The sequence below is a fragment of the Pseudomonas sp. App30 genome (assembly GCF_047947025.1).
Classification (GTDB): Bacteria; Pseudomonadota; Gammaproteobacteria; order Pseudomonadales; family Pseudomonadaceae; genus Aquipseudomonas.
Genome location: NZ_CP133165.1, coordinates 6,481,861 through 6,505,714, shown reverse-complemented (window position 1 = coordinate 6,505,714; position 23,854 = coordinate 6,481,861). Strand labels below are relative to the sequence as shown.

General features: G+C 66.9%; 20 protein-coding genes and 1 tRNA gene. 11 read left to right on the top strand and 10 right to left on the bottom strand.

From position 1 onward, the window contains the following. Positions 1-27: 27 nt before the first annotated feature. Complete coding sequence (locus tag RAM80_RS30020) at positions 28-711, bottom strand: glycosyltransferase (RefSeq protein ID WP_416423997.1); 684 nt, start codon at positions 709-711, stop codon at positions 28-30. A 154-nt stretch (positions 712-865) separates the two neighbouring features. On the opposite strand from RAM80_RS30020, the gene RAM80_RS30015 reads away from it, so the two are divergent. Together RAM80_RS30015 and RAM80_RS30010 are read left to right on the top strand one after the other, a co-directional pair. Next, entirely contained in the window at positions 866-1,765 is a 900-nt protein-coding gene (locus RAM80_RS30015; RefSeq protein ID WP_416423996.1) for an SDR family oxidoreductase, read from the top strand. A 71-nt stretch (positions 1,766-1,836) separates the two neighbouring features. After that, positions 1,837-2,052, top strand: a complete 216-nt coding sequence (locus tag RAM80_RS30010; RefSeq protein ID WP_416423995.1) for a hypothetical protein — start codon at positions 1,837-1,839, stop codon at positions 2,050-2,052. 126 nt (positions 2,053-2,178) lie between these two features. Here RAM80_RS30010 and RAM80_RS30005 read toward each other — a convergent pair whose 3' ends face one another. Then, positions 2,179-2,559: a termination factor Rho gene (locus tag RAM80_RS30005; RefSeq protein WP_416427588.1), complete on the bottom strand. Its 381-nt coding sequence runs from the start codon at positions 2,557-2,559 to the stop codon at positions 2,179-2,181. An 89-nt stretch (positions 2,560-2,648) separates the two neighbouring features. Between RAM80_RS30005 and RAM80_RS30000 the strand changes: the two genes are divergently transcribed. Both RAM80_RS30000 and RAM80_RS29995 read left to right on the top strand, forming a co-directional pair. Next, entirely contained in the window at positions 2,649-3,377 is a 729-nt protein-coding gene (locus RAM80_RS30000; protein ID WP_416423994.1) for an AraC family transcriptional regulator, read from the top strand. 77 nt (positions 3,378-3,454) lie between these two features. Beyond that, positions 3,455-4,366 carry a DMT family transporter gene (locus RAM80_RS29995; protein WP_416423993.1) on the top strand — a complete coding sequence of 304 codons (912 nt, stop codon included), beginning with the start codon at positions 3,455-3,457 and terminating at the stop codon, positions 4,364-4,366. Here the strand turns inward: RAM80_RS29995 and RAM80_RS29990 are convergent. Beyond that, positions 4,356-4,832 (bottom strand): VOC family protein, encoded by a 477-nt coding sequence (locus RAM80_RS29990; RefSeq protein WP_416423992.1) that lies wholly within the window; start codon positions 4,830-4,832, stop codon positions 4,356-4,358. The two genes, RAM80_RS29995 and RAM80_RS29990, sit on opposite strands and share 11 nt — an antisense overlap. 96 nt (positions 4,833-4,928) lie before the next feature. Between RAM80_RS29990 and RAM80_RS29985 the strand changes: the two genes are divergently transcribed. Further along, positions 4,929-6,653: an ATP-binding protein gene (locus RAM80_RS29985; RefSeq protein WP_416423991.1), complete on the top strand. Its 1,725-nt coding sequence runs from the start codon at positions 4,929-4,931 to the stop codon at positions 6,651-6,653. A gap of 79 nt (positions 6,654-6,732) precedes the next feature. Here RAM80_RS29985 and RAM80_RS29980 read toward each other — a convergent pair whose 3' ends face one another. Next, complete coding sequence (locus tag RAM80_RS29980) at positions 6,733-7,668, bottom strand: DMT family transporter (RefSeq protein ID WP_416427587.1); 936 nt, start codon at positions 7,666-7,668, stop codon at positions 6,733-6,735. A gap of 94 nt (positions 7,669-7,762) precedes the next feature. Here RAM80_RS29980 and RAM80_RS29975 point away from each other — a divergent pair, with 94 nt between their 5' ends. Beyond that, the gene (locus RAM80_RS29975; protein ID WP_416423990.1) at positions 7,763-8,683 is read left to right on the top strand and encodes a LysR substrate-binding domain-containing protein; all 921 of its coding nucleotides are present in this window, start codon (positions 7,763-7,765) and stop codon (positions 8,681-8,683) included. 53 nt (positions 8,684-8,736) lie between these two features. Here the strand turns inward: RAM80_RS29975 and RAM80_RS29970 are convergent. Next, positions 8,737-8,812: transfer RNA gene (locus tag RAM80_RS29970), tRNA-Phe, on the bottom strand. Between the two features lie 75 nt (positions 8,813-8,887). Beyond that, positions 8,888-9,847 (bottom strand): LysR substrate-binding domain-containing protein, encoded by a 960-nt coding sequence (locus tag RAM80_RS29965; RefSeq protein WP_416423989.1) that lies wholly within the window; start codon positions 9,845-9,847, stop codon positions 8,888-8,890. A 94-nt stretch (positions 9,848-9,941) separates the two neighbouring features. Between RAM80_RS29965 and RAM80_RS29960 the strand changes: the two genes are divergently transcribed. Beyond that, positions 9,942-11,117: an MFS transporter gene (locus RAM80_RS29960; protein ID WP_416423988.1), complete on the top strand. Its 1,176-nt coding sequence runs from the start codon at positions 9,942-9,944 to the stop codon at positions 11,115-11,117. Between the two features lie 922 nt (positions 11,118-12,039). On the opposite strand, the gene RAM80_RS29955 is transcribed toward RAM80_RS29960, so the two are convergent. After that, a complete protein-coding gene (locus tag RAM80_RS29955; RefSeq protein WP_416423987.1) occupies positions 12,040-13,227 on the bottom strand; it encodes a XylR family transcriptional regulator in 1,188 nt (395 codons plus the stop codon). 152 nt (positions 13,228-13,379) lie between these two features. On the opposite strand from RAM80_RS29955, the gene xylA reads away from it, so the two are divergent. The 4 genes from xylA (at position 13,380) to RAM80_RS29935 (ending at position 18,588) form a co-directional block, all read left to right on the top strand. Then, positions 13,380-14,696 carry a xylose isomerase gene (gene xylA, locus RAM80_RS29950; RefSeq protein ID WP_416423986.1) on the top strand — a complete coding sequence of 439 codons (1,317 nt, stop codon included), beginning with the start codon at positions 13,380-13,382 and terminating at the stop codon, positions 14,694-14,696. A 108-nt stretch (positions 14,697-14,804) separates the two neighbouring features. Beyond that, a complete protein-coding gene (xylF, locus tag RAM80_RS29945; protein ID WP_416423985.1) occupies positions 14,805-15,806 on the top strand; it encodes a D-xylose ABC transporter substrate-binding protein in 1,002 nt (333 codons plus the stop codon). 88 nt (positions 15,807-15,894) lie between these two features. Then, positions 15,895-17,451, top strand: coding sequence for a D-xylose ABC transporter ATP-binding protein (gene xylG / locus RAM80_RS29940; protein ID WP_416423984.1), 1,557 nt, complete (start codon positions 15,895-15,897; stop codon positions 17,449-17,451). Next, complete coding sequence (locus RAM80_RS29935) at positions 17,452-18,588, top strand: sugar ABC transporter permease (protein WP_416423983.1); 1,137 nt, start codon at positions 17,452-17,454, stop codon at positions 18,586-18,588. A gap of 4 nt (positions 18,589-18,592) precedes the next feature. Here the strand turns inward: RAM80_RS29935 and RAM80_RS29930 are convergent, their stop codons facing one another. The 3 genes from RAM80_RS29930 to RAM80_RS29920 all read right to left on the bottom strand — a co-directional run bounded on the left by RAM80_RS29930 (position 18,593) and on the right by RAM80_RS29920 (position 23,838). Continuing rightward, positions 18,593-19,063: a GNAT family N-acetyltransferase gene (locus RAM80_RS29930; RefSeq protein ID WP_416423982.1), complete on the bottom strand. Its 471-nt coding sequence runs from the start codon at positions 19,061-19,063 to the stop codon at positions 18,593-18,595. 246 nt (positions 19,064-19,309) lie between these two features. Beyond that, positions 19,310-20,701, bottom strand: coding sequence for an efflux transporter outer membrane subunit (locus RAM80_RS29925; RefSeq protein ID WP_416423981.1), 1,392 nt, complete (start codon positions 20,699-20,701; stop codon positions 19,310-19,312). Beyond that, a complete protein-coding gene (locus RAM80_RS29920) occupies positions 20,698-23,838 on the bottom strand; it encodes an efflux RND transporter permease subunit (protein ID WP_416423980.1) in 3,141 nt (1,046 codons plus the stop codon). Before RAM80_RS29920 ends, RAM80_RS29925 begins: the two co-directional genes overlap by 4 nt. Positions 23,839-23,854: the final 16 nt, after the last annotated feature.

The window sequence follows — 23,854 nt, the reverse complement described above, 5'->3', positions numbered from 1 at the left end:
TGTGGGAGCTGGCTTGCCAGCGAGCCTTTAAAAACTCGCTGGCAAGCCAGCTCCCACACGCTCTTCCTGCAGCGACAACAGGTACTCGCCAAACCCCTCGCGGCACTTGAAATCGCGGCGCGCGCTGGTGACCACCGAGGTGGTCGCCGTCCACACGATGCGCGCGCCGATGCGCTCAAGGTCCGCTACCAGTTGCACGTCTTCATGGGCCGCCAGGTGCTGGAAACCGCCAGCCCTGGCATAGGCCTCGGCGCTCAGCCCCAGGTTGGCACCATGGATGTGCCGGTGCCCCTCCTCGAACCGGTACCCCGCCAGGTATTTCGCCCGCGCTTGCTCGGTGTGCTCGGCCCAACTGTCCACCGCCACCGTGCCACACACGGCATCGGCCTGGAACGCCAATTGGCGGGCCAGCCAGTCGCCCGGCACTCGCGTGTCGGCATCGGTGAACGCCAGCCACTGCGCGCCGGCGTTGAGCAACGCCTGGGCGCCGAAGGCCCGCGCCTTGCCGACGTTACGAAAGCCCACCTCCAGCACCTCGCACCCGGCCGCAGCCGCCAGCAACCCGGTTTCGTCGCTGCAGTGGTCGAGCACCACCAGCACTTTTACCGTCATGCCCGCCAGTTGCGGGTGCCGCGCCGCCGCCTGGATCGAGGCCAGGCAAGGGGCGATGTAGCTTGCTTCATTGTGCGCCGGAATCACCACACCAATCATGAGTCGCCCTCTTCTGCCCGAGCCCGCCTGTTCCCAATCGACCCGGGCGGTTGGCGGAAGGTTTAAAAAATTTTCATCGGCAGAAAAACTGAACGTTCGCCTGGCCGTCTGCCTCCATTGTCCTGATTCGATTGGGCAAGAGAGGAAGTCCACCATGGCAACTGAAAACCAGTATTCGATGCAGAACCCACTGACCCAGTATCCACACCCCGAATTCCCCAAACAGCCCCAGGGCGCGCCCGGCACCGTGCACAAGATGACGCCCGCGCCGGACCACGGCGAGCACAGCTATAAGGGCTTCGGCCGCTTGCTGGGGCGCAGGGCGCTGATCACCGGTGCCGACTCCGGCATTGGCCGCGCGGCGGCAATTGCCTATGCCCGCGAAGGTGCCGACATCGTCCTCAATTACTTGCCTGAAGAGGAAAGCGACGCCCGCGAAGTGGTGAAGCTGATCGAAGCCGAAGGCCGCAAAGCCGTGGCCATTCCCGGCGACCTCAAGAACGAGGCGTTCTGCCAGGCGCTGGTGCAGAAGGCGGTGGCCGCCCTGGGCGGCCTGGACATACTGGTGAACGTCGCCGGCAAGCAGCAGGCGGTGGAGGCCATCGCCGAGCTGACCACCGAGCAGTTCGACGCCACCTTCAAGTCCAACGTCTACGCGCTGTTCTGGCTGTGCAAGGCGGCGCTGCCGCACTTGCCAGCTGGCGCCACCATCATCAATACCGCGTCCATCCAGTCCTACAGCCCGTCGCAGAACCTGCTGGACTATGCCTCGACCAAGGCCGCCATCGTCGCCTTCACCAAGTCGCTGGCCAAGCAGGTGATTGCCCAGGGCGTGCGGGTCAACGCCGTGGCGCCGGGCCCGGTGTGGACGCCGCTGCAGCCCAGCGGCGGTCAACCTCAAGAGAAAATCCCCACCTTCGGTTCGCAGACGCCCATGGGCCGCCCCGGCCAACCGGCCGAATGCGCGCCACTGTATGTGTTCCTGGCCACCCAGGAATCCAGCTATATCACCGGTGAAACCTTCGGCGTGACCGGCGGCAACCCGCTGCCATGACCGGCCGGCCGCCCGGCTGGAACTCCTGGCCGGGCGGCGGCTCAACCGTGCATACACCCCAGGAGACCATCATGAGCACAGACAACCGCCCCGAAAACGCGCCGCCCACCGATACCTCCGGCAAACCGGTAAATGTGGTGAAGCGCGACCTGGAAGACCGCGACGACGACACCCGTGGCGTCGATGAGGTCATCACCCCCTCCTCCACCCGCGCCAAGGAGCAGGACGCCGAAACCCTGCAAAAGAAAACCGCCGAAATCGAACGCAAGGTCGCCGACGGCAACTGACCCCACACTGTTCCCCGGCGAATCACGTGCGTGGGAGCGGGCTCTGCCCGCGAAGAGATCACCGCGTTGGTCCGACATATCGCGGTGTGCTTTTCGCGGGCAGAGCCCGCTCCCACACAGCTGCAGTCAGGTGGCTTTGTGCAGGGCTTCGATCAGCTGAGCCTTGGTCATGGTCGAGCGCCCACGAAGGTTGCGGCTGCGCGCTTCGCTCATCAGACTCTCCTTGGTCTGGCTGGCCAGCGAAGCACGATCGCTGCGCCCATGCCCTTGCCGGGTCTTTGCCGCACGCTTGGCCGAATCCGACGCCGCAGTCTCCTTTTTTGCCTTCGAGGTGTGGCGCCCCGAGCCACCGGGTTTCTCGCCACCGCCCGACTGCTTGTTCACCGTTGCCCAGGCACGCGCCTCGGCGGTTTTCTTCGATGCACCCTTATCCTCGTAACTCTGTTCGATGTGTTCGGCCTTGCGTTTCTGCTCGGCGGTGTATTTGTCTTTGCTACCCCGTGGCATGATGTTCACCCCTATGTGGCGCCGGCGATTTTTTCCGGCCTGTAATGGTGTGAAGCCCTGTTTTTGAATTAGTTCGCTGGAATACTGCCGTGACCCCATCCCTCGACCTGCGTAGCTACAGCGGCGAATGCGCCCACCACCAGCACGGCTTCACCCAGCTGGTGCTGCCCGTGGTCGGCGGCATGGAGATGGAGGTGCAGGGCCGTGGCGCGCGGCTGGACCTGTCCATGGCAGCGCTAATCGCCCCCGGCGCCGCCCACGGCCAGCGGGCCGACGGTGCCAACCGTTTCCTGGTGCTGGACTGCCCCAACGGCTGGTTCGAGGCACGCACCCTCGAAGCCCTGGCGCGGCGGACTTATGTGCCGGTGTCTGCCGCCACCCGCCGCCTGATCGAGTTCGCCGACCTGCTGGGCCCGCAAGGCTTGCCCGGCAGTGCCGCGCACCTGCTGCCGCTGTTACTCGACAGCCTGGGCCGTGACGCAGGCCAGCCGGCCAGCGGCATGGACCGCCTGCTGGCGCACCTGGAAGCCGACCCCGGCCAGGCCTGGAGCAACGAGGCCATGGCCCGCGTCGCCGCCATGAGCGTCAGCCAGCTGCACCGGCGCTTTGCCGAACGCTACGCGCAAGCACCCCAGGCGTGGCTGGCGCAGCTGCGCATGCGCCATGCCTGCCGCTGGCTGGCCGAAAGCCGCCTGCCGTTGGCTGACATTGCCCTGAAGGTCGGTTTCAGCGACCAGGCCGCCCTCACCCGGGCCATGCGCCGCCTATGCGACACCACGCCGGCGGCCTACCGCCACGCCGCGCGCCAGCCTGGGTAAAGCACTCGGCAGCCTGGGCCAATACCCCGGCGCGTGAAGCCGGCACACTGCGCGCCTTTCCATCAGGCGGTTGCTTCATGACAACTCATCCATCCTTGGCCAAGGGCATTGGCTACGGCGTCGCCGCGGGCATGTGCTGGGGCGTGATCTTTCTCGGCCCGGCGCTGACGCCGCAGCTGTCGGGGCTTGAATTCGCGGTACTGCGTTTCCTTGCCTACGGGCTGTTCTCCCTGGCGTTGCTGCTGCCGCGCTGGCGCAAGGTGCGCGCGCAGTTGACTCGCGCCGACTGGCGGGCGCTGGGCTGGCTGAGCCTGGTCGGCACGCTGATCTATTACGCGCTGGTGGGCAGCGCCGTGCAGCGGGTCGGCGTGGCCACCACCTCGCTGGTGGTCGGGCTGATTCCGGTGCTGGTGGCGCTTGCCGGCCGTGGCGACGCCGGCGCCGTGCCCTTCGCCCGGCTGCTGCCGTCGCTGGCGTGCGCCACGGCCGGGGTGGCGTTGATCAGCCTGCACGCCATGCACGGCGCCGCGCTGGGCAGCATTGTCGGGCTGCTGTGCGCGTTTGGCGCGCTGCTGACCTGGAGCTGGTACGCGGTCAGCAACGCCCGGCGCCTGGCGCTGACCGCCGTGTCGGCCCAGGACTGGGCGCTGTTGACCGGCGTGGTCACTGGCGCCCTGGCGCTGCTGCTGGCCGTGCCGGTGCTGGGCAGCCACCTGGCCAGCGTCGACCTGCACGCCGTGCTGGTCACCGCCGGGGTGGCGCTGCTGGCCTCGGTGATCGGCGGCGCCTTCTGGAACCAGGCCAGCCGCCTGCTGCCCCTGGCGCTGAGCGGCCAGGTGCTGGTGATCGAAACCCTCAGCGCGCTGCTGCTGGGCTTCCTCTGGGAGCAGCGCTGGCCGGACAGCCAGGAGGTGGTCGCCATGGTGCTGCTGGTGGTGGGCGTGGCCTGGTGCCTGCGCAGCCACCAGCGCCACCGGCTCACGCCTTGATCGCGGCCTCGATGGCGGCGACGTCGATCTTGCCCATGGTCATCATCGCCTCGAAGGCGCGCCGGGCGGCCTCGCGGTCGCTGCCGGTGAACGCCTCGGTCAGCACCCGCGGGGTGATCTGCCAGGACAGCCCCCACTTGTCCTTGCACCAGCCGCACTCGCTGGCCTGGCCGCCGTTGTCGACGATGGCGTGCCACAAGCGGTCGGTCTCGGCCTGGTCCTGGGTGGCCACCTGGAAGGAAAAGGCCTCGCTGTGGGGAAAGCCTGGGCCACCGTTGAGGCCCAGGCACGGGATGCCCATCACCGTGAAGTCCACCGTCAGCACGTCGCCCTCCTTGCCCGCCGGGTAGTCCGAGGGCGCGCGGTGCACCGCGCCCACCGCGCTGTCGGGAAAGGTTTGCGCGTAAAAGGTCGCGGCGTCCAGCGCCGTGCCGTCGTACCACAGGCAAAGGGTGTTCTTGTTCATGGCAGTGCGCTCCAGGCAATGAGTCCACCCCTGAAGCGTAGCTTGCGCGGTTGTGTGATAATTGCCGCTCAGCCATTTCCAGCCGAGAAGCCGCGCATGCCTTACCGGGCCCCACGGGACCTCGCCCTTGACCTCGCCTTGCGCAGCCTGCTCGAGAACCAGGTGCGCGAGGGGCATTACGCCAGCGTCGAGGACGCCCGCCAGGCGGCGCAGCAGATCCTCCACACCGCGCCCTTCGAGGCGCGCGACGTCACCGCCGAACAGCCGCGCGAGACCGCCCTGCACGACTCCATGGACTTCGCCCGCCTGGCCCTGTCCGCCGTCAGCGGCGTGGGCGTGTGGACCTACGAGGTGGCCAACGACTGCTTCTACTGCGACGCCGGCATCAGCGAGCTGTACGCCATCGACCCGGTGCAGGGCGCCCAGGGCATCAAGCGCACGGACTTTCTCGCCAACGTGCACGGCGACGACCTGGCCGCGCTGCGCCGGACCATGGCCGGCGGCCTGGTCAACAGCGGCGACCTGGAGCTGGAATACCGCATCGTCCACCCCGACGGCTCGGTGCGCTGGGTGCTGTCGCGCGGCCACACCTACTTCAACGCCGCCGGCGAGCCCGTACGGCGCACCGGCGTGGGCGTCGACATGACCGCCCAGCGCCTGCTGGAACAGCAGCTGCGCCAGAGCCAGAAGATGGAAGCCGTGGGCCAGCTCACTGGCGGCCTGGCCCACGACTTCAACAACCTGCTGACCGGCGTCATGGGCAGCCTGGAGATGATCCGCCTGCGCATCGCCAAGGGCCGCGTCGCCGAGACCGGGCGCTACCTGGACGCCGCCCTGGGCGCCGCGCGCCGGGCCGCGGCGCTCACCCATCGGCTGCTGGCCTTCTCGCGCCGGCAGACCCTGGACCCCACGCCCACCGACGCCAACCGCCTGGTGCTGGGCATGCTGGAGCTGATCCGCAGCACCGTCGGCCCGGCCGTGCAGGTGGACATCCACAGCGAACAGCCGCTGTGGCTGACCCAGGTGGACGCCAACCAGCTGGAGAACGCCCTGCTCAACCTGTGCATCAACGCCCGCGACGCCATGCCCCTGGGCGGCACCCTGGGCATCCAGACCCGCAACTGCACCCTGGCCGCCAAGGCCGCCCGCGAGCGCGACCTGGTGCCCGGCGAGTACCTGGCCCTGAGCGTCAGCGACACCGGCAGCGGCATGAGCAGCGACGTCATGGCCCACGCCTTCGACCCGTTCTTCACCACCAAGCCCACCGGCAAGGGCACCGGCCTGGGCCTGTCGATGATCTACGGCTTCGTGCGCCAGTCCGGCGGCAGCGTGCACATCCAGTCGCAGCCCGACCAGGGCACCACCATGACCCTGTACCTGCCACGCTCGCGCGAAACCCTGGGCGACGCCCAGGCGCCGTTGCCACCCGCGCCGCTGCCCCACGCGGAACAGGGCGAGACCGTGCTGGTGATCGACGACGAACCCACCGTGCGCATGTTGATCATCGAAGTGCTGGACGAACTGGGCTACACCGCCCTGGAAGCCGCCGACGGCGCCAGCGGCCTGGACATCCTGCAGTCCGGCCGGCGGATCGACCTGCTGGTCACCGACGTCGGCCTGCCCGGCGGCATCAACGGCCGCCAGGTGGCCGACGCCGGCCGCAGCCTGCGCCCTGGGCTCAAGGTGCTGTTCATCACCGGCTACGCCCACAACGCCGAGGCCTGGGCGCAACAGCTGGAGCCGGGCATGCACCTGCTGACCAAGCCGTTCACCATGGAAGACCTGGCCAGCCGCATCAACACCGCCATCACCGCCGCGTAACCCCGGCCTTGTGGGAGCTGGCTTGCCAGCGAGCTGTTGAGGCCCTAAAAGCTCGCTGGCAAGCCAGCTCCCACAAGGTTTACGAGGCGAGGTGCGCGTGCTGGTGCCGCCGGGCGGCCCACACCACCCCGCCCACCAGCAGCGCAATCGAGGCAAGCTCCATCAGCCCCGGCGCGCGCTGGCCGTAGACGAAGCCATACACGCAGGCGAACAGCGTCTCGAAGACGATCATCTGCCCGCTCAGGGAGCTGGCCATGCGCCGCGAACAGGCGTTCCACAGGCTGTTGGCCAGCCACGAGCCGCACAGCGCCAGGAACAGGCTTACCCACAGGAAGGTCATCCAACGATCGTGGCCCACCTGGGCCGGCACCAGGTTGGGGAACAGTAACAGGGCAAGCGCGCCCACCACCACGGCAACGCCGCCGGTGACGATGCCCAGCAACGTCGACCACTCGCTGCTGTTGAAGTGGCTGTGCTTGAGGTAGCGCCCGTTGTGGGTGGCGTACCACGACCAGCACACCACGCCGCTCAGGCCGCAGGCCAGGCCCAGCAGCTGGCGGCCCAGGGAGGTGCCGCCAGCATGGCCGCCGGCGTGCTGCAGGCTCACCGATACGATGCCGAGGAATACCATCAGCAGTGGCAGCTTGAGCCGCTTCATCGGCAGCGAACCGGCGTCGCCGCGCCCCAGGAAGGTAATGGCCACCGGCAGCATGCCGTTGATCAGCGCCGCCGTGGTCACCCCGCTCAGCTGCACCGAGGCGCCCAGCAGGGCGAAGTTCAGCACGTTGCCGGTCAGCGACAGGCGCAGCAGCATCGACAGGTCGCGGCGCTTGAGCCGCGCCAGCAGGCGCCCGGCCATGGGCAGCGCCACCAGCAACGAAAACAGCCCGTACAAGGCAAAACGCACGCTGCTGATCAGCACCGCATTGAACTCGGGCAGCAACGACGGGGCGATGATCACCCCGCCCCAGATGGCCCCGGCCAACACGGCAAACACTATCCCACGGTTCATTATCTCGACTCTGGCAGTTAACGCTAATGGCGCGATTCTAGCCGTGGACAGCGCCCGCCACCTGCGATAAAAAGTGGGCTACCCATTCCCCAGGGGAATGCCTGCGAGGACCCTCATCATCAACCGTTACCTGCGTACCCTGCCGCCGCTGGAAACCCTGATCACCTTCGAGGCCGTGGCCCGCCATGCCAGCTTCACCGCCGCAGCGGGCGAGCTGTTCCTCACCCAAAGCGCGGTGAGCAAACAGATGCGCCAGCTGGAAGACGCCATGGGCGTGCCGCTGTTCGAGCGCAAGCCGCGCGGCGTGGCCCTGACCGGTGCCGGCGACGAACTGCTGATGACCGTCAACGTGCTGCTGGGCACCCTGTACCAGAGCGTCACGCGCATCCGCAACGTGCACCAGAGCAACGCCGTGTCGGTGCTGGCCACCCACGCCCTGGCGCAGTTCTGGCTGTTCCCCAAGCTGATCGAGTTCAACAAGGCCTACCCCGACATCGCCGTGCACGTGCACGCCATCAACGAATTCGACGACACCAGCCTCAACGACTTCGACCTGGGCGTGCTGTACGGCGACGGCGACTGGGCGACCCTGGACAGCGATTTCCTGCTGCCGGAGATCGTCTACCCGGTGGCCCACCCCGGCCTGGACGTGGCCGCCATCGACAGCCTGGCGCAGCTGGCCAAGGCCAACCTGGTGCAGATCGACACCCGCGCCTGGCAATGCATGGACTGGCCGCAATGGTTCGGCCACCTGGGCGTGGACTACACGCCACGGGACAAGGCGCCGGTGTTCAACCAGCTGACCCTGGCCTACCGCGCGGTGCAGCAAGGCATGGGCATTGGCCTGGCGTGGTCGTTCATGGCTGATGAAGCATTGGCGAAGGGCGAGCTGCAGCGGGTGACGGGTTTTGAATGCCGCACCGGCAAGGGCGAATACCTGGTGTCGGTGAAGCACCGTGGGCGCTCGGCGTGCGCGGCGGTGTTTCGTGAGTGGCTGCTGGCGTCGATGCAGGAATGACGACCAACAAAAAACCCCTGACGCCTTGCGGCCATCAGGGGTTTCGGAAGTTGTGGTGCCCAGAGACGGAGTCGAACCGCCGACACGAGGATTTTCAATCCTCTGCTCTACCGACTGAGCTATCTGGGCAACGGGGCGCATTAAACGTGTTTTCAGCCCATGCGTCAAGCGCCAAAACAAAAAAAATACAACAAATACCGAAACTTACGCCTGTGGGAGCTGGCTTGCCAGCGAGCTGTTGAGGCCCGAAAAGCTCGCTGGCAAGCCAGCTCCCACGGGATGTTGCTCCAGCAGGAAGTCGACGAAGGCGCGGACGCGGGCTGGCATGGCCGCGCCGCCGATGAACACGGCGTGGATCGGCTCGCGGTCGTCGGGGTTGTAGGCTTCCAGCAGCGGCACCAAGGTACCGTCGCGCAGCTGCTGCGCGACGCTGAAGGCGCCGATGCGCGCAATGCCCGCGCCCAGGCTGGCCAGCTGCGCCAGCGCCTCGCCGCTGTTGCCTTCGATGGTGCCGCTGACTTTCAAAGCGAAGTCCTCGCCGTCGCGGCGGAACGGCCAGTCGCTGGTGGCGCGGCGGAAGTTGAAGCGCAGGCAGTTGTGCGCCAGCAGGTCTTCGGGCACCTGCGGGGTGCCGCAGCGGGCCAGGTACTCGGGGGATGCCACCACCACCTGGCCGGTGTCGCCGATCAGCCGCGCGGTCAGCGGGCTGTCGGCCAGCTGGCCGAAGCGGATGGCGACGTCGGCCTGGCCGGCGAGAATATCGACCACCTCGTCGCCCAGCATCAGGTCCACCAAGATGGCCGGGTAGCGGGCGCTGAACGCCGCCACCAGCGGCACGATGGTCTGCCGGCCATGGGCCAGGGCGGCGCTGACCCGCAGCCGGCCGCGCGGCACCCCCTGGTCGGTGATGGCGTCCTCGACCTCGGCCAGGTCCGCCAAAATCCGCCGCGCGCCGCGCAGGTAGGCTTCGCCTTCAGCCGTGAGGGTAATGGCGCGGGTGGTGCGGATCAGCAGCCGCGTGCCCAGGCGCTGCTCGGTGCGGGCGATGATGCGGCTGACCGACGACGGCGTCAGCCCCAGTGCCCGCGCCGCGCCCGACAGGCTGCCGGCCTCGGCCACCCTGACGAACACGTCCATTTCCCCCGAACGCCCGGTGATGTCCATTTGTGCTTCCTACGCAAAGGTGTTGGTCCCGAACTGGGACTACCGCTGTAAAAGCCTCGATCGTAGCATTCACCGCATAGATGAGGAGTAACCTATGCGTATCAATCCACCGTTAATCGCCCTGTCCATCGGCGCCTTTGGCATCGGCGTCACCGAGTTCGCGCCCATGGGCATGCTGCCGGGCATTGCCGCCGACCTCGGCGTGTCGATTCCCACTGCCGGCCTGCTGGTCAGCGCCTACGCCCTGGGCGTGCTGATCGGCGCGCCGCTGATGACCCTGGCCACCGCCCGCGTGCCACGCCGCCAGCTGCTGATCGGGCTGATGGCGATCTTCACCCTCGGCAACCTGCTGTCAGCCCTGGCCAGCAACTACGAAACCCTGCTGATGGCGCGGGTGGTGACCTCGCTCAACCACGGCGCGTTCTTCGGTATCGGCTCCATCGTCGCCGCCAGCGTGGTGCCGCCGGACAAGCGCGCCGGCGCCGTGGCGGCGATGTTCATGGGCCTGACCCTGGCGACCATCGGCGGCGTGCCCCTGGCCACCTGGTTCGGCGAGACGTTCGGCTGGCGCACGGCGTTCTGGGGCATTGCCAGCCTGGGTGCGGTGGCCATGGCCTCGCTGTGGTACGCCCTGCCCAACGTCCCGGCGCCCAAGGGTGATGGCCTGATGGCAGAAATCCGCGTGCTCGGCCGCGGCCCGGTGCTGTCGGCGCTGGCGTTGACCGTGGTGGGTTCCAGCGCCATGTTCACCGTGTTCACCTACATCGCGCCTATTTTGCGCGACGCCACCCACGCCTCCACCAACTTCATCACCGGCATGCTGGTGCTGTTCGGCATCGGCCTGACCCTGGGCAATATCTGGGGTGGCAAGGCCGCCGACCGCTCGGTGGACCGCACGCTGATCCTCTCGCTGGCGGTGTTGATCGTGGTGCTGCTGGCCTTCGCGGTGCTGATGCGCTGGCCGCTGGCGGCTGCGGTGGCGATTTTGGTGTGGGGCGCGGCGAGCTTCGCCCTGGTGCCGCCGCTGCAGATGCGCGTGATGGAGGCCGCCAAGGACGCGCCGAACCTGGCCTCGGCGGTGAACATCGGCGCGTTCAACTTCGGCAACGCCATTGGCGCGGCCCTGGGTGGCGCGGTGATCAACGCAGGCCTGGGCTACCCGGCCATTTCCCTGGCGGGCGCCGGCATGGGCGCGCTGGGGCTGCTGATGGTGCTGGCCATGACCCGGCGCGCCCAGTACGTTGCCGCCGCTGACACCCCTGCCGCGTAGCCGCTGCCGAAGGCTGCAGATCTTCAGTGTACTTAAGGGCCAGCGCAGCCTGGTGGCAGCGGCTACAGCGCTGCCGCCGCTGACACCCCTGCCGCGTAGCCGCTGCCGAAGGCTGCGCTGGCCCGAATCCACGCTGCAGATCTTCAGTGTACTCAGGGGCCAGCGCAGCCTGGCGGCAGCGGCTACAACGCTGCCGCCGCTGACACCCCTGCCGCGTAGCCGCTGCCGAAGGCTGCGCTGGCCCGAATCCACGCGGGAGATCTTCAGTGTACTCAGGGGCCAGCGCAGCCTGGCGGCAGCGGCTACAACGCTGCCGCCGCTGACACCCCTGCCGCGTAGCCGCTGCCGAAGGCTGCGCTGGCCCGAATCCACGCTGCAGATCTTCAGTGTACTCAGGGGCCAGCGCAGCCTGGCGGCAGCGGCTACCACGTTGCCGCCGCTGATACCCCGTCGCGTAGCCGCTGCCGAAGGCTGCGCTGGCCCGAATCCACGCTGGGGATCTTCAGTGTACTCAGGGGCCAGCGCAGCCTGGCGGCAGCGGCTACAGCGCTGCCGCCGCTGACACCCCTGCCGCGTAGCCGCTGCCGAAGGCTGCGCTGGCCCGAATCCACGCTGGAGATCTTTAGTGTACTCAGGGGCCAGCGCAGCCTGGCGGCAGCGGCTACCACGTTGCCGCCGCTGACACGCCTGCCGCGTAGCCGCTGCCGAAGGCTGCGCTGGCCCGAATCCACGCTGCAGATGTTCAGTGTACTCAGGGGCCAGCGCAGCCTGGCGGCAGCGGCTACAACGTTGCCGCCGCTGACACCCCGTCGCGTAGCCGCTGCCGAAGGCTGCGCTGGCCCGAACCCACGCTGGGGATCTTCAGTGTACTCAGGGGCCAGCGCAGCCTGGCGGCAGCGGCTACAGCGGTGACCAGGCCGCGTCAGGCGGTATCCACGGTTTTATGCTGCTGATATTGGCGCGGCGTGCAGCCGAACTCACGGCGAAACACCGTGTGCAGGTACTGCGCCGAGGTGAACCCGCAGCGCCTGGCGATCTCGGCGATCGCCACCGCGCCGTCCTGCAACTGGCTGGCCGCCGCTGCCAGCCGGAAGCGCAGAATCTCGTCGTGCACCGTACAGCCCCGGGCCTTGCGGAAGTGCGACTCCAGCGACGAACGCGACACCCCCACGTACCCCGCCACCTGCGCCGTCTTGATGCCCTGGCAGGCGTACTGCCGGATGAAATGCAGCGCCTGCATCACGTAAGGGTTGTCCAGCGGCTGGTGCAGGCTGGACGCCTGGACGTTGACCGCGTCGGGTGGCACCAGGATCTGCTGCGCCGTCGACGGCATGCCATGGAGCAGCTGGTGCAGCAGGTGCGCGGCGGTGCGGCCCATGGTTTCCGTGCCCTGGATCACCGAACTGAGCGGCACCCGGGTCAGGCTGCGGGTCAGCGGGTCGTTGTCGATACCAATCAGCGCCACCTGCCCCGGCACCGCGATGCCGGCGGTCAGGCACGCCTGCAGCAGCTGGCGGGCGCGGGCATCGGTAACCGCAATGATGCCGATGGGTTTGGGCAGGCTGTGCAGCCAGGCAATCTGCTGTTCCACGGCGCTGTCCCACAGCGGCGCGCTGGTGCCCAGGCCGCGGTACACCTCGGCGTGCAGGCCATCGCGGCGCATCAGCTGGCGGAAGGCCTTCTCCCGTTCCTGGGCCCAGCGGTTGGCCTGGGCCGGCGGTAGGCTGAAGCAGGCGAAGCGCGTCAGCCCGGCCTCGATCAGGTGGTCGTAGGCCAGCTTGATCAGCGCCGCGTTGTCGGTGGCCACGTAGGGAATATGCCGCGGGTAGGCGCTGGCGTCCTGGTACGAGCCGCCTACCGCCACCACCGGCAGGCGGCTGTGGGCCAAGGCCTCGCCGATCTGCGGGTCGTCGAAGTCGGCGATGATGCCGTCGCCCTGCCAGCGCTCGATGCCGTTCAGCCGGCACAGGAAGTCTTCCTCCAGGAACAGGTCCCAGGACGCGCGGGTGCTGCTCAGGTAGTTGCCGATGCCGCTGATGATGCCGCGGTCGTAGACCTTGCTGCCGTTGAACAGCAGCGCGATACGGTGGGCGGGAGGTAGGTTTTTCATTGTTGTTGTCCTTGGCCAGTGCTTCCAGCCTAGGCCGCGAATGGCAGAAGCTCAACGCAAAATCGCACTGCCTGTTGGTGATTTTCATGACCGGCGCAGGCCGGGGCCTCGCTACCATCAGCACACCGCCAAGAACAACAAAGGAAACGCGAATGTCCTACTTCCCCGCTGTCGACAAGATTCGCTACGAGGGCCCGGCCAGCGAGTCGCCCCTCGCCTTCCGCCACTACGATGCCGACGCGCTGGTGCTGGGCAAGCCCATGCGCGAGCACCTGCGCATGGCCGCCTGCTACTGGCACAGCTTCGTCTGGCCGGGCCTGGACATGTTCGGCGTGGGCACCTTCAAGCGCCCCTGGCAGCAGGCGGCCGCCCCCTTGGAAATGGCCATCGCCAAGGCCCAGGCCGCGTTCGAGTTCTTCTCCAAACTGGGCATCGACTACTACAGCTTCCACGACACCGACGTGGCCCCCGAAGGCGGCTCGCTTGCGGAGTACCGCAACAACTTCGCGCACATGGTCGACCGCCTCGAACGCCACCAGCAGGACACCGGCATCCAGCTGTTGTGGGGCACCGCCAACTGTTTCAGCAACCCGCGCTTCGCCGCCGGCGCCGCCAGCAACCCCGACCCCGAGGTATTTGCCGTGGCCGCCGCCCAGGTGTTCAGCGCCATGAACGCCACCCAGCGGCTCAAGGGCGCCAATTACGTGCTGTGGGGTGGCCGCGAAGGCTACGAGACCCTGCTCAATACCGACCTGAAGCGCGAGCGCGAGCAACTGGGGCGCTTCATGACCATGGTGGTGGAACACAAGCACCGCATCGGCTTCCGTGGCGACCTGCTGATAGAACCCAAGCCCCAGGAACCCACCAAGCACCAGTACGACTACGACAGCGCCACGGTGTTCGGCTTCCTGCAGCAGTACGGCCTGGAGAAGGAGATCAAGGTCAACATCGAGGCCAACCACGCCACCCTCGCCGGCCACAGCTTCCACCACGAGATCGCCACCGCGGTCTCGCTGGGCATCTTCGGCAGCATCGACGCCAACCGCGGCGACCCGCAGAACGGCTGGGACACCGACCAGTTCCCCAACAGCGTCGAGGAAATGACCCTGGCCACCTACGAGATCCTCAAGGCCGGTGGCTTCCGCACCGGCGGCTTCAATTTCGACGCCAAGGTGCGCCGCCAGAGCGTCGACGACACCGACCTGTTCCACGGCCACGTGGCGGCCATGGACGTGCTGGCCCTGGCGCTCAAGCGCGCCGCCGCCATGGTCGAGAACGACCAGCTGCAACGCTTCAAGGACCAGCGCTACGCCGGCTGGCGCCAGCCCTTCGGCCAGGCGGTGCTGGCGGGCGAGTTCAGCCTGCAAGCGCTGGCCGAGCATGCCTTCGACAACAACCTCGATCCCCAGGCCGTCAGCGGCCGCCAGGAGCTGCTGGAGGGCGTGGTCAACCGCTTTATCTACCCCTGAGGGCGGCGGTTACATTCGCGCGACAATTCTCTGCGCGCGGGTGTGATTCACGCTCTACAGTTTCAGGCGACAAGTAGTGTCTCAAACAACAATAAAAGGACGCCCAGCATGAAATCGTTAAAACGTACGCTATTGGCCAGTGCCCTCGCCCTGCTCTCGCTGCCGGTGATGGCCGACGCCGCCCACCCCAAGATCGGCTTTTCCATCGACGACCTGCGCCTGGAGCGCTGGGCCCGCGACCGTGACTACTTCGTGGCGGCGGCGGAGAAGATGGACGCCAAGGTCTACGTGCAATCGGCCGACGCCAACGAGCAGAAGCAGATCTCGCAGATCGAAAACCTCATCTCCCGCGGCGTCGACGTCATCGTCATCGTGCCCTTCAACGCCACCGTGCTGACCAATGCCGTGGCCGAGGCGAAGAAGGCCGGGATCAAGGTGGTGTCCTATGACCGGCTGATCCTCAACGCCGACATCGACGCCTACATTTCCTTCGACAACGAAAAGGTCGGCGAGATGCAGGCCAACGGCGTGCTGCAGGCGGCGCCCAAGGGCAACTACTTCCTGCTGGGTGGCGCGCCCACCGACAACAACGCGAAGATTCTGCGTGAAGGCCAGATGAAGGTGCTGCAGCCGGCCATCGACAAGGGCGACATCAAGATTGTCGGCCAGCAGTGGGTGAAGGAATGGAACCCCACCGAGGCCCTGAGCATTGTCGAGAACGCCCTGACCCGCAACGGCAACAAGATCGACGGCATCGTCGCCTCCAACGACGCCACCGCCGGCGGCGCGATCCAGGCGCTGGCCGCGCAGAAGCTGGCCGGCAAGGTGCCAATCTCGGGCCAGGACGCCGACCTTGCCGCGGTCAAGCGCGTGCTTGATGGCACCCAGACCATGACCGTGTACAAGCCGCTGAAGCTGATTGCCTCCGAGGCCGCCAAGCTTTCGGTGCAACTGGCCCGCAGCGAGAAACCCACCTACACCTCGCAGTACGACAACGGCAGCAAGAAGGTCGACACCATCCTGCTCACCCCTACCCCGCTGACCAAGGACAACATCGACCTGCTGGAGAAGGACGGGTTCTACAGCAAGGCGCAAATCGCCGGGCAGTGATAACCCGAGACGCGGCCTGCGGCCGCTGCTACGCCCGTAGCAGCGGCCACAGGCCGCGTCCCGCCACCCCTTCCATGAGCCCGCAGTCATGTCCCAATTCCTTCTGCAAATGAAAGGCATCGTCAAGAGCTTTGGCGGTGTGAAAGCCCTCAATGGCATCGATATCCAGGTCAGGCCCGGCGAGTGCGTGGGCCTGTGTGGCGAGAACGGCGCCGGCAAGTCCACGCTGATGAAGGTGCTGTCGGCGGTGTACCCCCACGGCACCTGGGAGGGCGAGATCCTCTGGGACGGCCAGCCGCTGCGCGCGCAGTCCATCAGCGAGACCGAGGCCGCCGGCATCGTCATCATCCACCAGGAGCTGACCCTGGTGCCCGACCTGTCGGTGGCCGAGAACATCTTCATGGGCCACGAACTGACCCTGCCCGGCGGGCGCATGAACTACCCGGCCATGATCCACCGCGCCGAGGCGCTGATGCGCGAGCTGAAGGTGCCGGACATGAACGTGTCGCTGCCGGTGTCGCAGTACGGCGGCGGCTACCAGCAGCTGGTGGAGATCGCCAAGGCGCTGAACAAGCAGGCGCGCCTGCTGATTCTCGACGAGCCCTCCTCGGCCCTGACCCGCTCGGAAATCGAGGTGCTGCTGGACATCATCCGCGACCTCAAGGCCAAGGGCGTGGCCTGCGTGTACATCTCGCACAAGCTCGACGAGGTGGCGGCGGTGTGCGACACCATCGCCGTGATCCGCGACGGCAAACACATCGCCACCACGGCCATGGCCGACCTCGACATCAACCAGATCATCACCCAGATGGTCGGCCGCGAGATGAGCAGCCTCTACCCCACCACGGCCCACGCCATCGGCGAGGTGATCTTCGAGGCGCGCCACTTCACCTGCTTCGACGTCGACAACCCGCAGCGCAAGCGCGTCGACGACATTTCCTTCGTGCTCAGGCGCGGCGAGATCCTCGGCATCGCCGGCCTGGTGGGCGCGGGCCGCACCGAGCTGGTGTCAGCGGTGTTCGGCGCCTACCCCGGCAATTACCACGGCGAGGTGTGGCTGGACGGCCAGCGCATCGACACCCGCACGCCGTTGAAATCCATTCGCGCGGGCCTGTGCATGGTGCCCGAGGACCGCAAGCGCCAGGGCATCATCCCCGACCTGGGAGTGGGCCAGAACATCACCCTGGCGGTGCTGGACAATTACTCGAAAATGACACGCATCGACGCCGAGGCCGAGCTGGGCAGCATCGACCGGGAAATCGCGCGCATGCACCTGAAGACCGCCAGCCCGTTCCTGCCCATCACCAGCCTGTCGGGCGGCAACCAGCAGAAGGCGGTGCTGGCGAAAATGCTGCTGGCCCAGCCGCGGGTGCTGATTCTCGACGAGCCCACCCGCGGCGTCGACGTGGGCGCCAAGTACGAGATCTACAAGCTGATGAGCGCCCTGGCCGCCCAGGGCGTGTCGATCATCATGGTGTCGTCGGAACTGGCCGAGGTGCTGGGGGTGTCCGACCGCGTGCTGGTGATCGGCGAAGGCCAGCTGCGCGGCGACTTCGCCAACCAGGGCCTCACCCAGGAACAGGTGCTCGCCGCCGCCATCACTCAACCTCCAAGCCCTGCCAACCAGAACGGGAAGTTCGCGTAGATGAACCAGGTCAAACAGTTGTTCACCCGCTATAAAATGCTCGCGCTGGTGATTGCCGTGGCCATTATCTGGCTGTTTTTCAGCTGGCAGACCGAGGGCGGCTTCGTCACCCCGCGCAACCTGTCGAACCTGCTGCGGCAGATGTCGATCACCGGCATTCTCGCCTGCGGCATGGTGCTGGTGATCATCAGCGGCGAGATCGACCTGTCGGTGGGCTCGCTGCTGGGGCTGCTGGGCGGCGTGGCGGCGATTCTCGACGTGGTCTACCACGTGCCGCTGCTGGGCAACCTGGCGCTGGTGGCGGTGTGCGGACTGGTGATCGGCCTGGCCAACGGCTACATGACCGCGTACCTGCGCATTCCCTCGTTCATCGTCGGCCTGGGCGGCATGCTGGCGTTCCGCGGCATTTTGCTGGGGGTGACCGGCGGCACCACGATTGCACCGGTGTCGGCGCCGCTGGTGTACGTGGGCCAGGGTTACCTGCCGCCCACCGTGGGGCTGGTACTGGGCGTGCTGCTGTTCGCCCTGACGCTGTACCTGACCTGGCGCCAGCGCCGCAACCGCGCCCTGCATGGCCTGGCGGCGCGGCCGCTGCTGCGTGACGGGCTGCGCGTGGTGCTGATTGGCGCGGTGCTGGCGGGCTTCGTCTATACGCTGAACAGCTACGACGGCATTCCGGTGCCGGTGCTGCTATTGCTGGTGCTGCTGGGGGTGTTCAGCTACGTCACCAGCCAGACCGTGTTCGGCCGTCGTATCTACTCGGTGGGCAGCAACATGGAGGCCACGCGGCTGTCGGGCATCAACGTGCAGGCGGTGAAACTGTGGATCTTCGGCATCATGGGGGTGATGTGCGCCCTGGCCGGGCTGGTCAACACCGCGCGGCTGGCGGCGGGTTCGCCGTCGGCGGGCAACATGGGCGAACTGGACGCCATCGCCGCCTGCTTCATCGGCGGCACCTCCATGCGCGGCGGCTCGGGCACGGTGTACGGCGCGCTGCTGGGCGCGCTGGTGATCACCAGCCTGGACAACGGCATGTCGATGCTCGATGTGGACAGCTACTGGCAGATGATCGTCAAGGGCAGCATCCTGGTGCTGGCCGTGTGGGTCGACGTCAGCACCCGCAGCGGGCGGCGTTGAGCGCCTACAGCGTGAGCACGAAGCCGGCGCCGCCGGGCACGAAGCCGCAACGCTGCAGCACCGCCCGCGAACCCAGGTTGCTGTCGTACACCTGGGCCACCAGTCGCGTCAGCTGCCAGCGCCCACGGGCCTCGTCGATCAGCCGGCGCAGCGCCAGGGTCGCCAGGCCCTGGCCGCAGGCGTGCTCGGCGATGCGGTAGCCGACTTCGGCACTGCGAGTGAGCAGGTCAATGTCCTTGAGGTTGGCGCGGCCGACGATGGCCTGCTTGGCGTCGACGATCACCAGCGGGTGCCAGGTGCCCTGGGCGAAGCCGGCCAGGTATTGATCAATGTGCGCAGCCACGCCTTCCAGGCAATAAAAGCCCGGATCGCGCGGGTCGATATGCGCCTCGAACCAGCCACGGTTCGCGGTTTCGAAGGCCAGCAGGGCTGGTGCATCGGTGCGCTCAAGCGGGCGAATGTCCAGGGGGTGCATCCGTGCTGCTCCAGTTGGTTGCAGCACTACAGCGCAGCCGCGCCCCTTTCGCGGGCATAGCCGGATGGCCGCCCCCCCGCTCCCACAGGGAACGATGTAGCAGCAACTGTCTTGTGGGAGCTGGCTTGCCAGCGAGCTTTTATGGCCCCAACAGCTCGCTGGCAAGCCAGCTCCCACAGGCCGCGTCCAAGGCGCCGCCGCAGCGAACCCGGACGCCGCCTGCGGCGGATGGCCGCGTCACGGGCGCTACTGCCCGCCGCCCAGGGCCTTGTACAGCGACACGCTGTTGTTCAGCCGCGCCAGCTGGCTTTGCACCAGGGTCTGTTGCGAGGCGAACAGGTTGCGTTGCGCGTCCAGGCTGTTGAGGTAGGTGTCCACGCCTTCCTGGTAACGTCGGTCGGCCAGCTGGTAGCTGCGCATGTTCGCCGTCACCAGCAGGCTGTCGGCGTTCACCTGGTCGATCAACGTGCCTTGGGCCACCAGCCCGTCCGCCACTTCGCGGAAGGCCACCTGGATGGCCTTCTGGTAGTTGGCCACTTCGATGGACTTCTGCACCTTGGCTGCGTCCAGGTTGGCGCGGTTGCGGCCGGCGTTGAAGATCGGCAGGTTGATGCTCGGCGCAAAACTCCAGGCGCCCTGCCCGCCTGCGAACAGGTGGCCCAGGTCGCTGCTGGCCGAGCCCGCCGAGGCGGTCAGGCTGATGCTGGGGAAGAACGCTGCGCGCGCCGCGCCGATGTCGGCGTTGGCGGCCTTCAGGGCGTGCTCGGCGCCCTGGATGTCCGGGCGCAGGGTCAGCAGGTCCGAAGGCAGGCCCACCGGCAGGTTCTCGTCCATGCCAGCCGGCAGGCCTTGCACCGCCTGGAACACCTCGGGTGCCAGCGGCTTGCCCACCAGCAGCACCAGGGCGTTCTTGTCCTGTTCCACCTGGCGGGTGTACTGCGCCTGGCTCGACTGCGCCGTGCGCACGGTGCTCTCGGCCTGGCTCAGGTCCAGCTCGGTGGACACCTGGTTGTCGTAGCTGCTTTTCACCAGACCATAGCTGGCCTGCTGGCTGGCCAGGGTCTGGCGGGCGATGGCCAGCAGCTGCTGGTCGGCCTGCAGCTGGTACCAGGCGCTGGCCACTTCCGCCACCAGGGCGATGTGCGCGCTGCGCTGCGCCTCCACGCCCTGCAGGTAGGTTTCCAGCGCCTCCTCATTGAGGCTCCGCACCCGCCCGAAGAAGTCCAGCTCATAGGCGGTGAAGCCAATGCCAGCGCTGTTCACGTGAGTGACCTGGGTGCGCCCGGTGGTGCTCAGGTCAGCCGGCGTGCGCTGGTTGTCGCCCGCCACCGTGGCGCCGATGGTGGGCAACAGGTCGGCGCGCTGGATGCGGTACAGCGCCTGGGCCTTCTCGACGTTCAAGGCCGCCACGCGCAGGTCACGGTTGTTCTCCAGCGCCTGGCCGATCAGGTCCTTGAGGCGCGCGTCCTTGAAGAACACCGGCCAGCTGGCCAGGGTGCCCCCGGCCACTTTTGGCGCCGGGCTGTCCCATTGCTGCGGCACCGGCGCCTCGGGGCGCTGGTACGCCGGGATCAGCGAACAGCCGCCCAGCGCCATGGCCGCCACCAGCGCGGCCAGTTTCAAGCCTGTGTGTCTCATGCTTCTTCTCCCACCGCCGGCGCAGGTTGTTGCGCGGGTTTCTTGCTGAACAGGTTGCAGATCAACACAAAGAACATCGGCACGAAGAACACCGCCAGGAAGGTCGCGGTGACCATGCCACCGACCACGCCAGTGCCGATGGAGTGCTGGCTGCCGGAGCCGGCGCCGTTGGAGATGGCCAGTGGTAGTACCCCGAGCATGAACGCCAGCGAGGTCATGATGATCGGCCGCAGGCGCAGGCGCGCTGCTTCCACGGCCGCTTCCAGCAACGGCTTGCCGTGTTCTTCATGCAGGGCCTTGGCGAACTCGATGATGAGGATGGCGTTCTTCGCCGACAGCCCCACCGTGGTCAGCAGGCCGACCTGGAAGAACACGTCGTTGGACAGGCCGCGCGCCAGGGTGGCGATGACCGCACCGATGACACCCAGTGGCACCACCATGATCACCGCCACCGGCACCGACCAGCTTTCATACAGCGCGGCCAGGCACAGGAACACGATCAGCAGCGAGATGGCGTACAAGGCCGGCGCCTGGGAGCCCGCCGAACGCTCCTCATAGGAAATGCCGGTGAACTGGATCCCGATGCCCGAAGGCAGCTGCGCAAGGATCTTCTCCGCCTCGGCCATGGCCTCGCCGGTGCTGTGGCCAGGCGCCGGTTCACCCTGGATCTCCACCGCCGGAATGCCGTTGTAGCGCTCAAGCTTCGGTGAGCCGTAGGTCCAGTAGCCCGAAGCGACCGCCGAGAACTTGACCATCTCGCCCTTGTTGTTGCGCACGTACCACTTGTCGAAGTCCTGGGGCGAAATGCGCGAGTCGACCTGGCCCTGCACGTACACCTTCTTCACGCGCCCGCGGTCGACGAAGTCGTTGACGTAGGACGAGCCCCAGGCCGTGGTCATAGTCTCGTTGATATCGGCGATGCTCACCTGCAGCGCCCGCGCCTTCTCGTCGTCGATCACCACCTTGTACTGCGGTTCGTCGTTCAGGCCGTTAGGGCGCACGTTCATCAGCAGCGGGTTCTGCGCCGCCAGTTGCAGGAACTTGTTGCGCGCCTCCATCAGCTGTTCATGGCCCATGCCAGTGTTGTCCTGCAGGTACAGGTCAAAGCCCTTGGCGTTGCCCAGCTCGAGAATGGCCGGCGGCACGATGGCCACCACGGTGCCGTCCTTGATGGCCGAGCCCATTTTTTGCAGGCGCGCCGCCAGGTTGAAGATCGAGGTGTCCTTGCCCTCACGCTCTTCCCAGGGCTTGAGGCCGATGAACAGCATGCCCGAGTTCTGCCCACGCCCAGCGAAGTTGAAGCCGTTTACCGTGTAGGCCGATTCGACGATGGCGCTTTCGTCTTTCAACAGGTAGTCGCGTACCTGGTCCAGCACCACCTGGGTGCGCCCGGCGGCGGTATTGGGCGGCATCTGCACCTGGACCACCATGGTGCCCTGGTCTTCATCGGGCAGGAACGCCGTGGGGATTTTCGGGAACAGCAGCACCACGCCAGCGACGATCACCGCCCACACCAGCATGAACAGCCCCTTGCGCTTGGCAATGGCCGCCACCCCGCCCTTGTAGCGGTCGGCGCCACGGTCGAAGGTGCGGTTGAACCAGCCGAAGAAACCTTGCTTGTGGTGATGGTCGTGGCTGACCGGCTTGAGCAGCGTGGCGCACAGGGCCGGGGTAAAGACCATGGCCACCAGCACCGACAGGGCCATGGCCGAGACGATGGTCACCGAGAACTGCCGGTAGATGATGCCCGTGGCACCGCCGAAGAAGGCCATGGGCACGAACACCGCGCTGAGCACCATGGCGATGCCCACCAGCGCACCCTGGATCTGGCCCATGGATTTTTGCGTGGCCTCCTTGGGCGACAGGTGATCCTCGACCATCACCCGTTCCACGTTTTCCACCACCACAATGGCGTCGTCCACCAACAGGCCGATGGCCAACACCATGCCGAACATGGTCAAGGTATTGATGGTGAAGCCGAACGCCGACAGCACGCCGAAGGTACCCAACAGCACCACCGGCACCGCCAGGGTGGGAATCAGCGTGGCGCGCAGGTTCTGCATGAACAGGTACATGACCAGGAACACCAGCACGATGCCTTCGAACAGGGTCTTGACCACCTCATGGATCGAGGCGCCCACCACCGGCGAGGTGTCGTAGGGGAACACCACCTTCAGGCCCTTGGGCATGTAGGGTTGCAGCCGGGCGACGGTGTCGCGCACGTTTTTCACGGTGTCCAGCAGGTTCGCGCCGGTGGCCAGGCGCAGGGCCAGGGCCGCCGCCGGCTTGCCGTTGTAGGTGCCGGAGATGGAGAAGTTCTCCGCGCCCAGGCCAACCTCGGCGACATCTTTCACCCGCACCTGGGAGCCGTCCGGGTTGACCTTCAGCAGAATCTCGCGGAACTCCTCGGCAGTGGTCATGCGCGACTTGCCCAGGATGGTGGCGTTCAGTTGCACGCCCTTGCGGGTCGGCAGGCCGCCCAGGGAACCGGACGACACCTGGACGTTTTCCGACGACACCGCATCGATCACGTCCTGGGGCGTCAGCTGGTAGCTCACCAGCTTTTCCGGGTCGACCCAGATGCGCATGGCGTACTGCGCGCCCAGCATCAGGTAGTCGCCCACGCCCTTGGTGCGCAGCACCGGGTCTTTCATGTTCGACGCGATGTAGTTGCCGATGTCGAAGTCGTCCATCGAGCCATCTTCGGAGTACAGGCCCACGATCAACATGAAGTTGACCTGGTACTTGGCCACGCGCAGGCCCTGGCGCTGCACTTCTTCAGGCAGCAGCGGGGTCGCCAGTTGCAGCTTGTTCTGCACCTGCACCTGGGCGATGTCGGGGTTGGTGCCCTGGTCGAAGGTGACGGTGATGTTGGTGCTGCCGTCGCTGTTGCTCTCCGACGACATATAGCGCAGGCCGTCGAGGTTGTTCAGTTGCTGCTCGATGACCTGCACCACGGTGTCCTGCACGGTCTGCGCCGAGGCGCCCGGGTAGGTCACGGTGATGTTCACCGCCGGGGCGGCGATGTTGGGGTATTGGTTGATCGGCAGCTTGAGGATCGCAAGCGCGCCCGCCAGCATGATCACGATCGCGACCACCCAGGCGAAGATCGGCCGGTTGATGAAAAAGTTAGCCATTTACGCAGTTACCTTG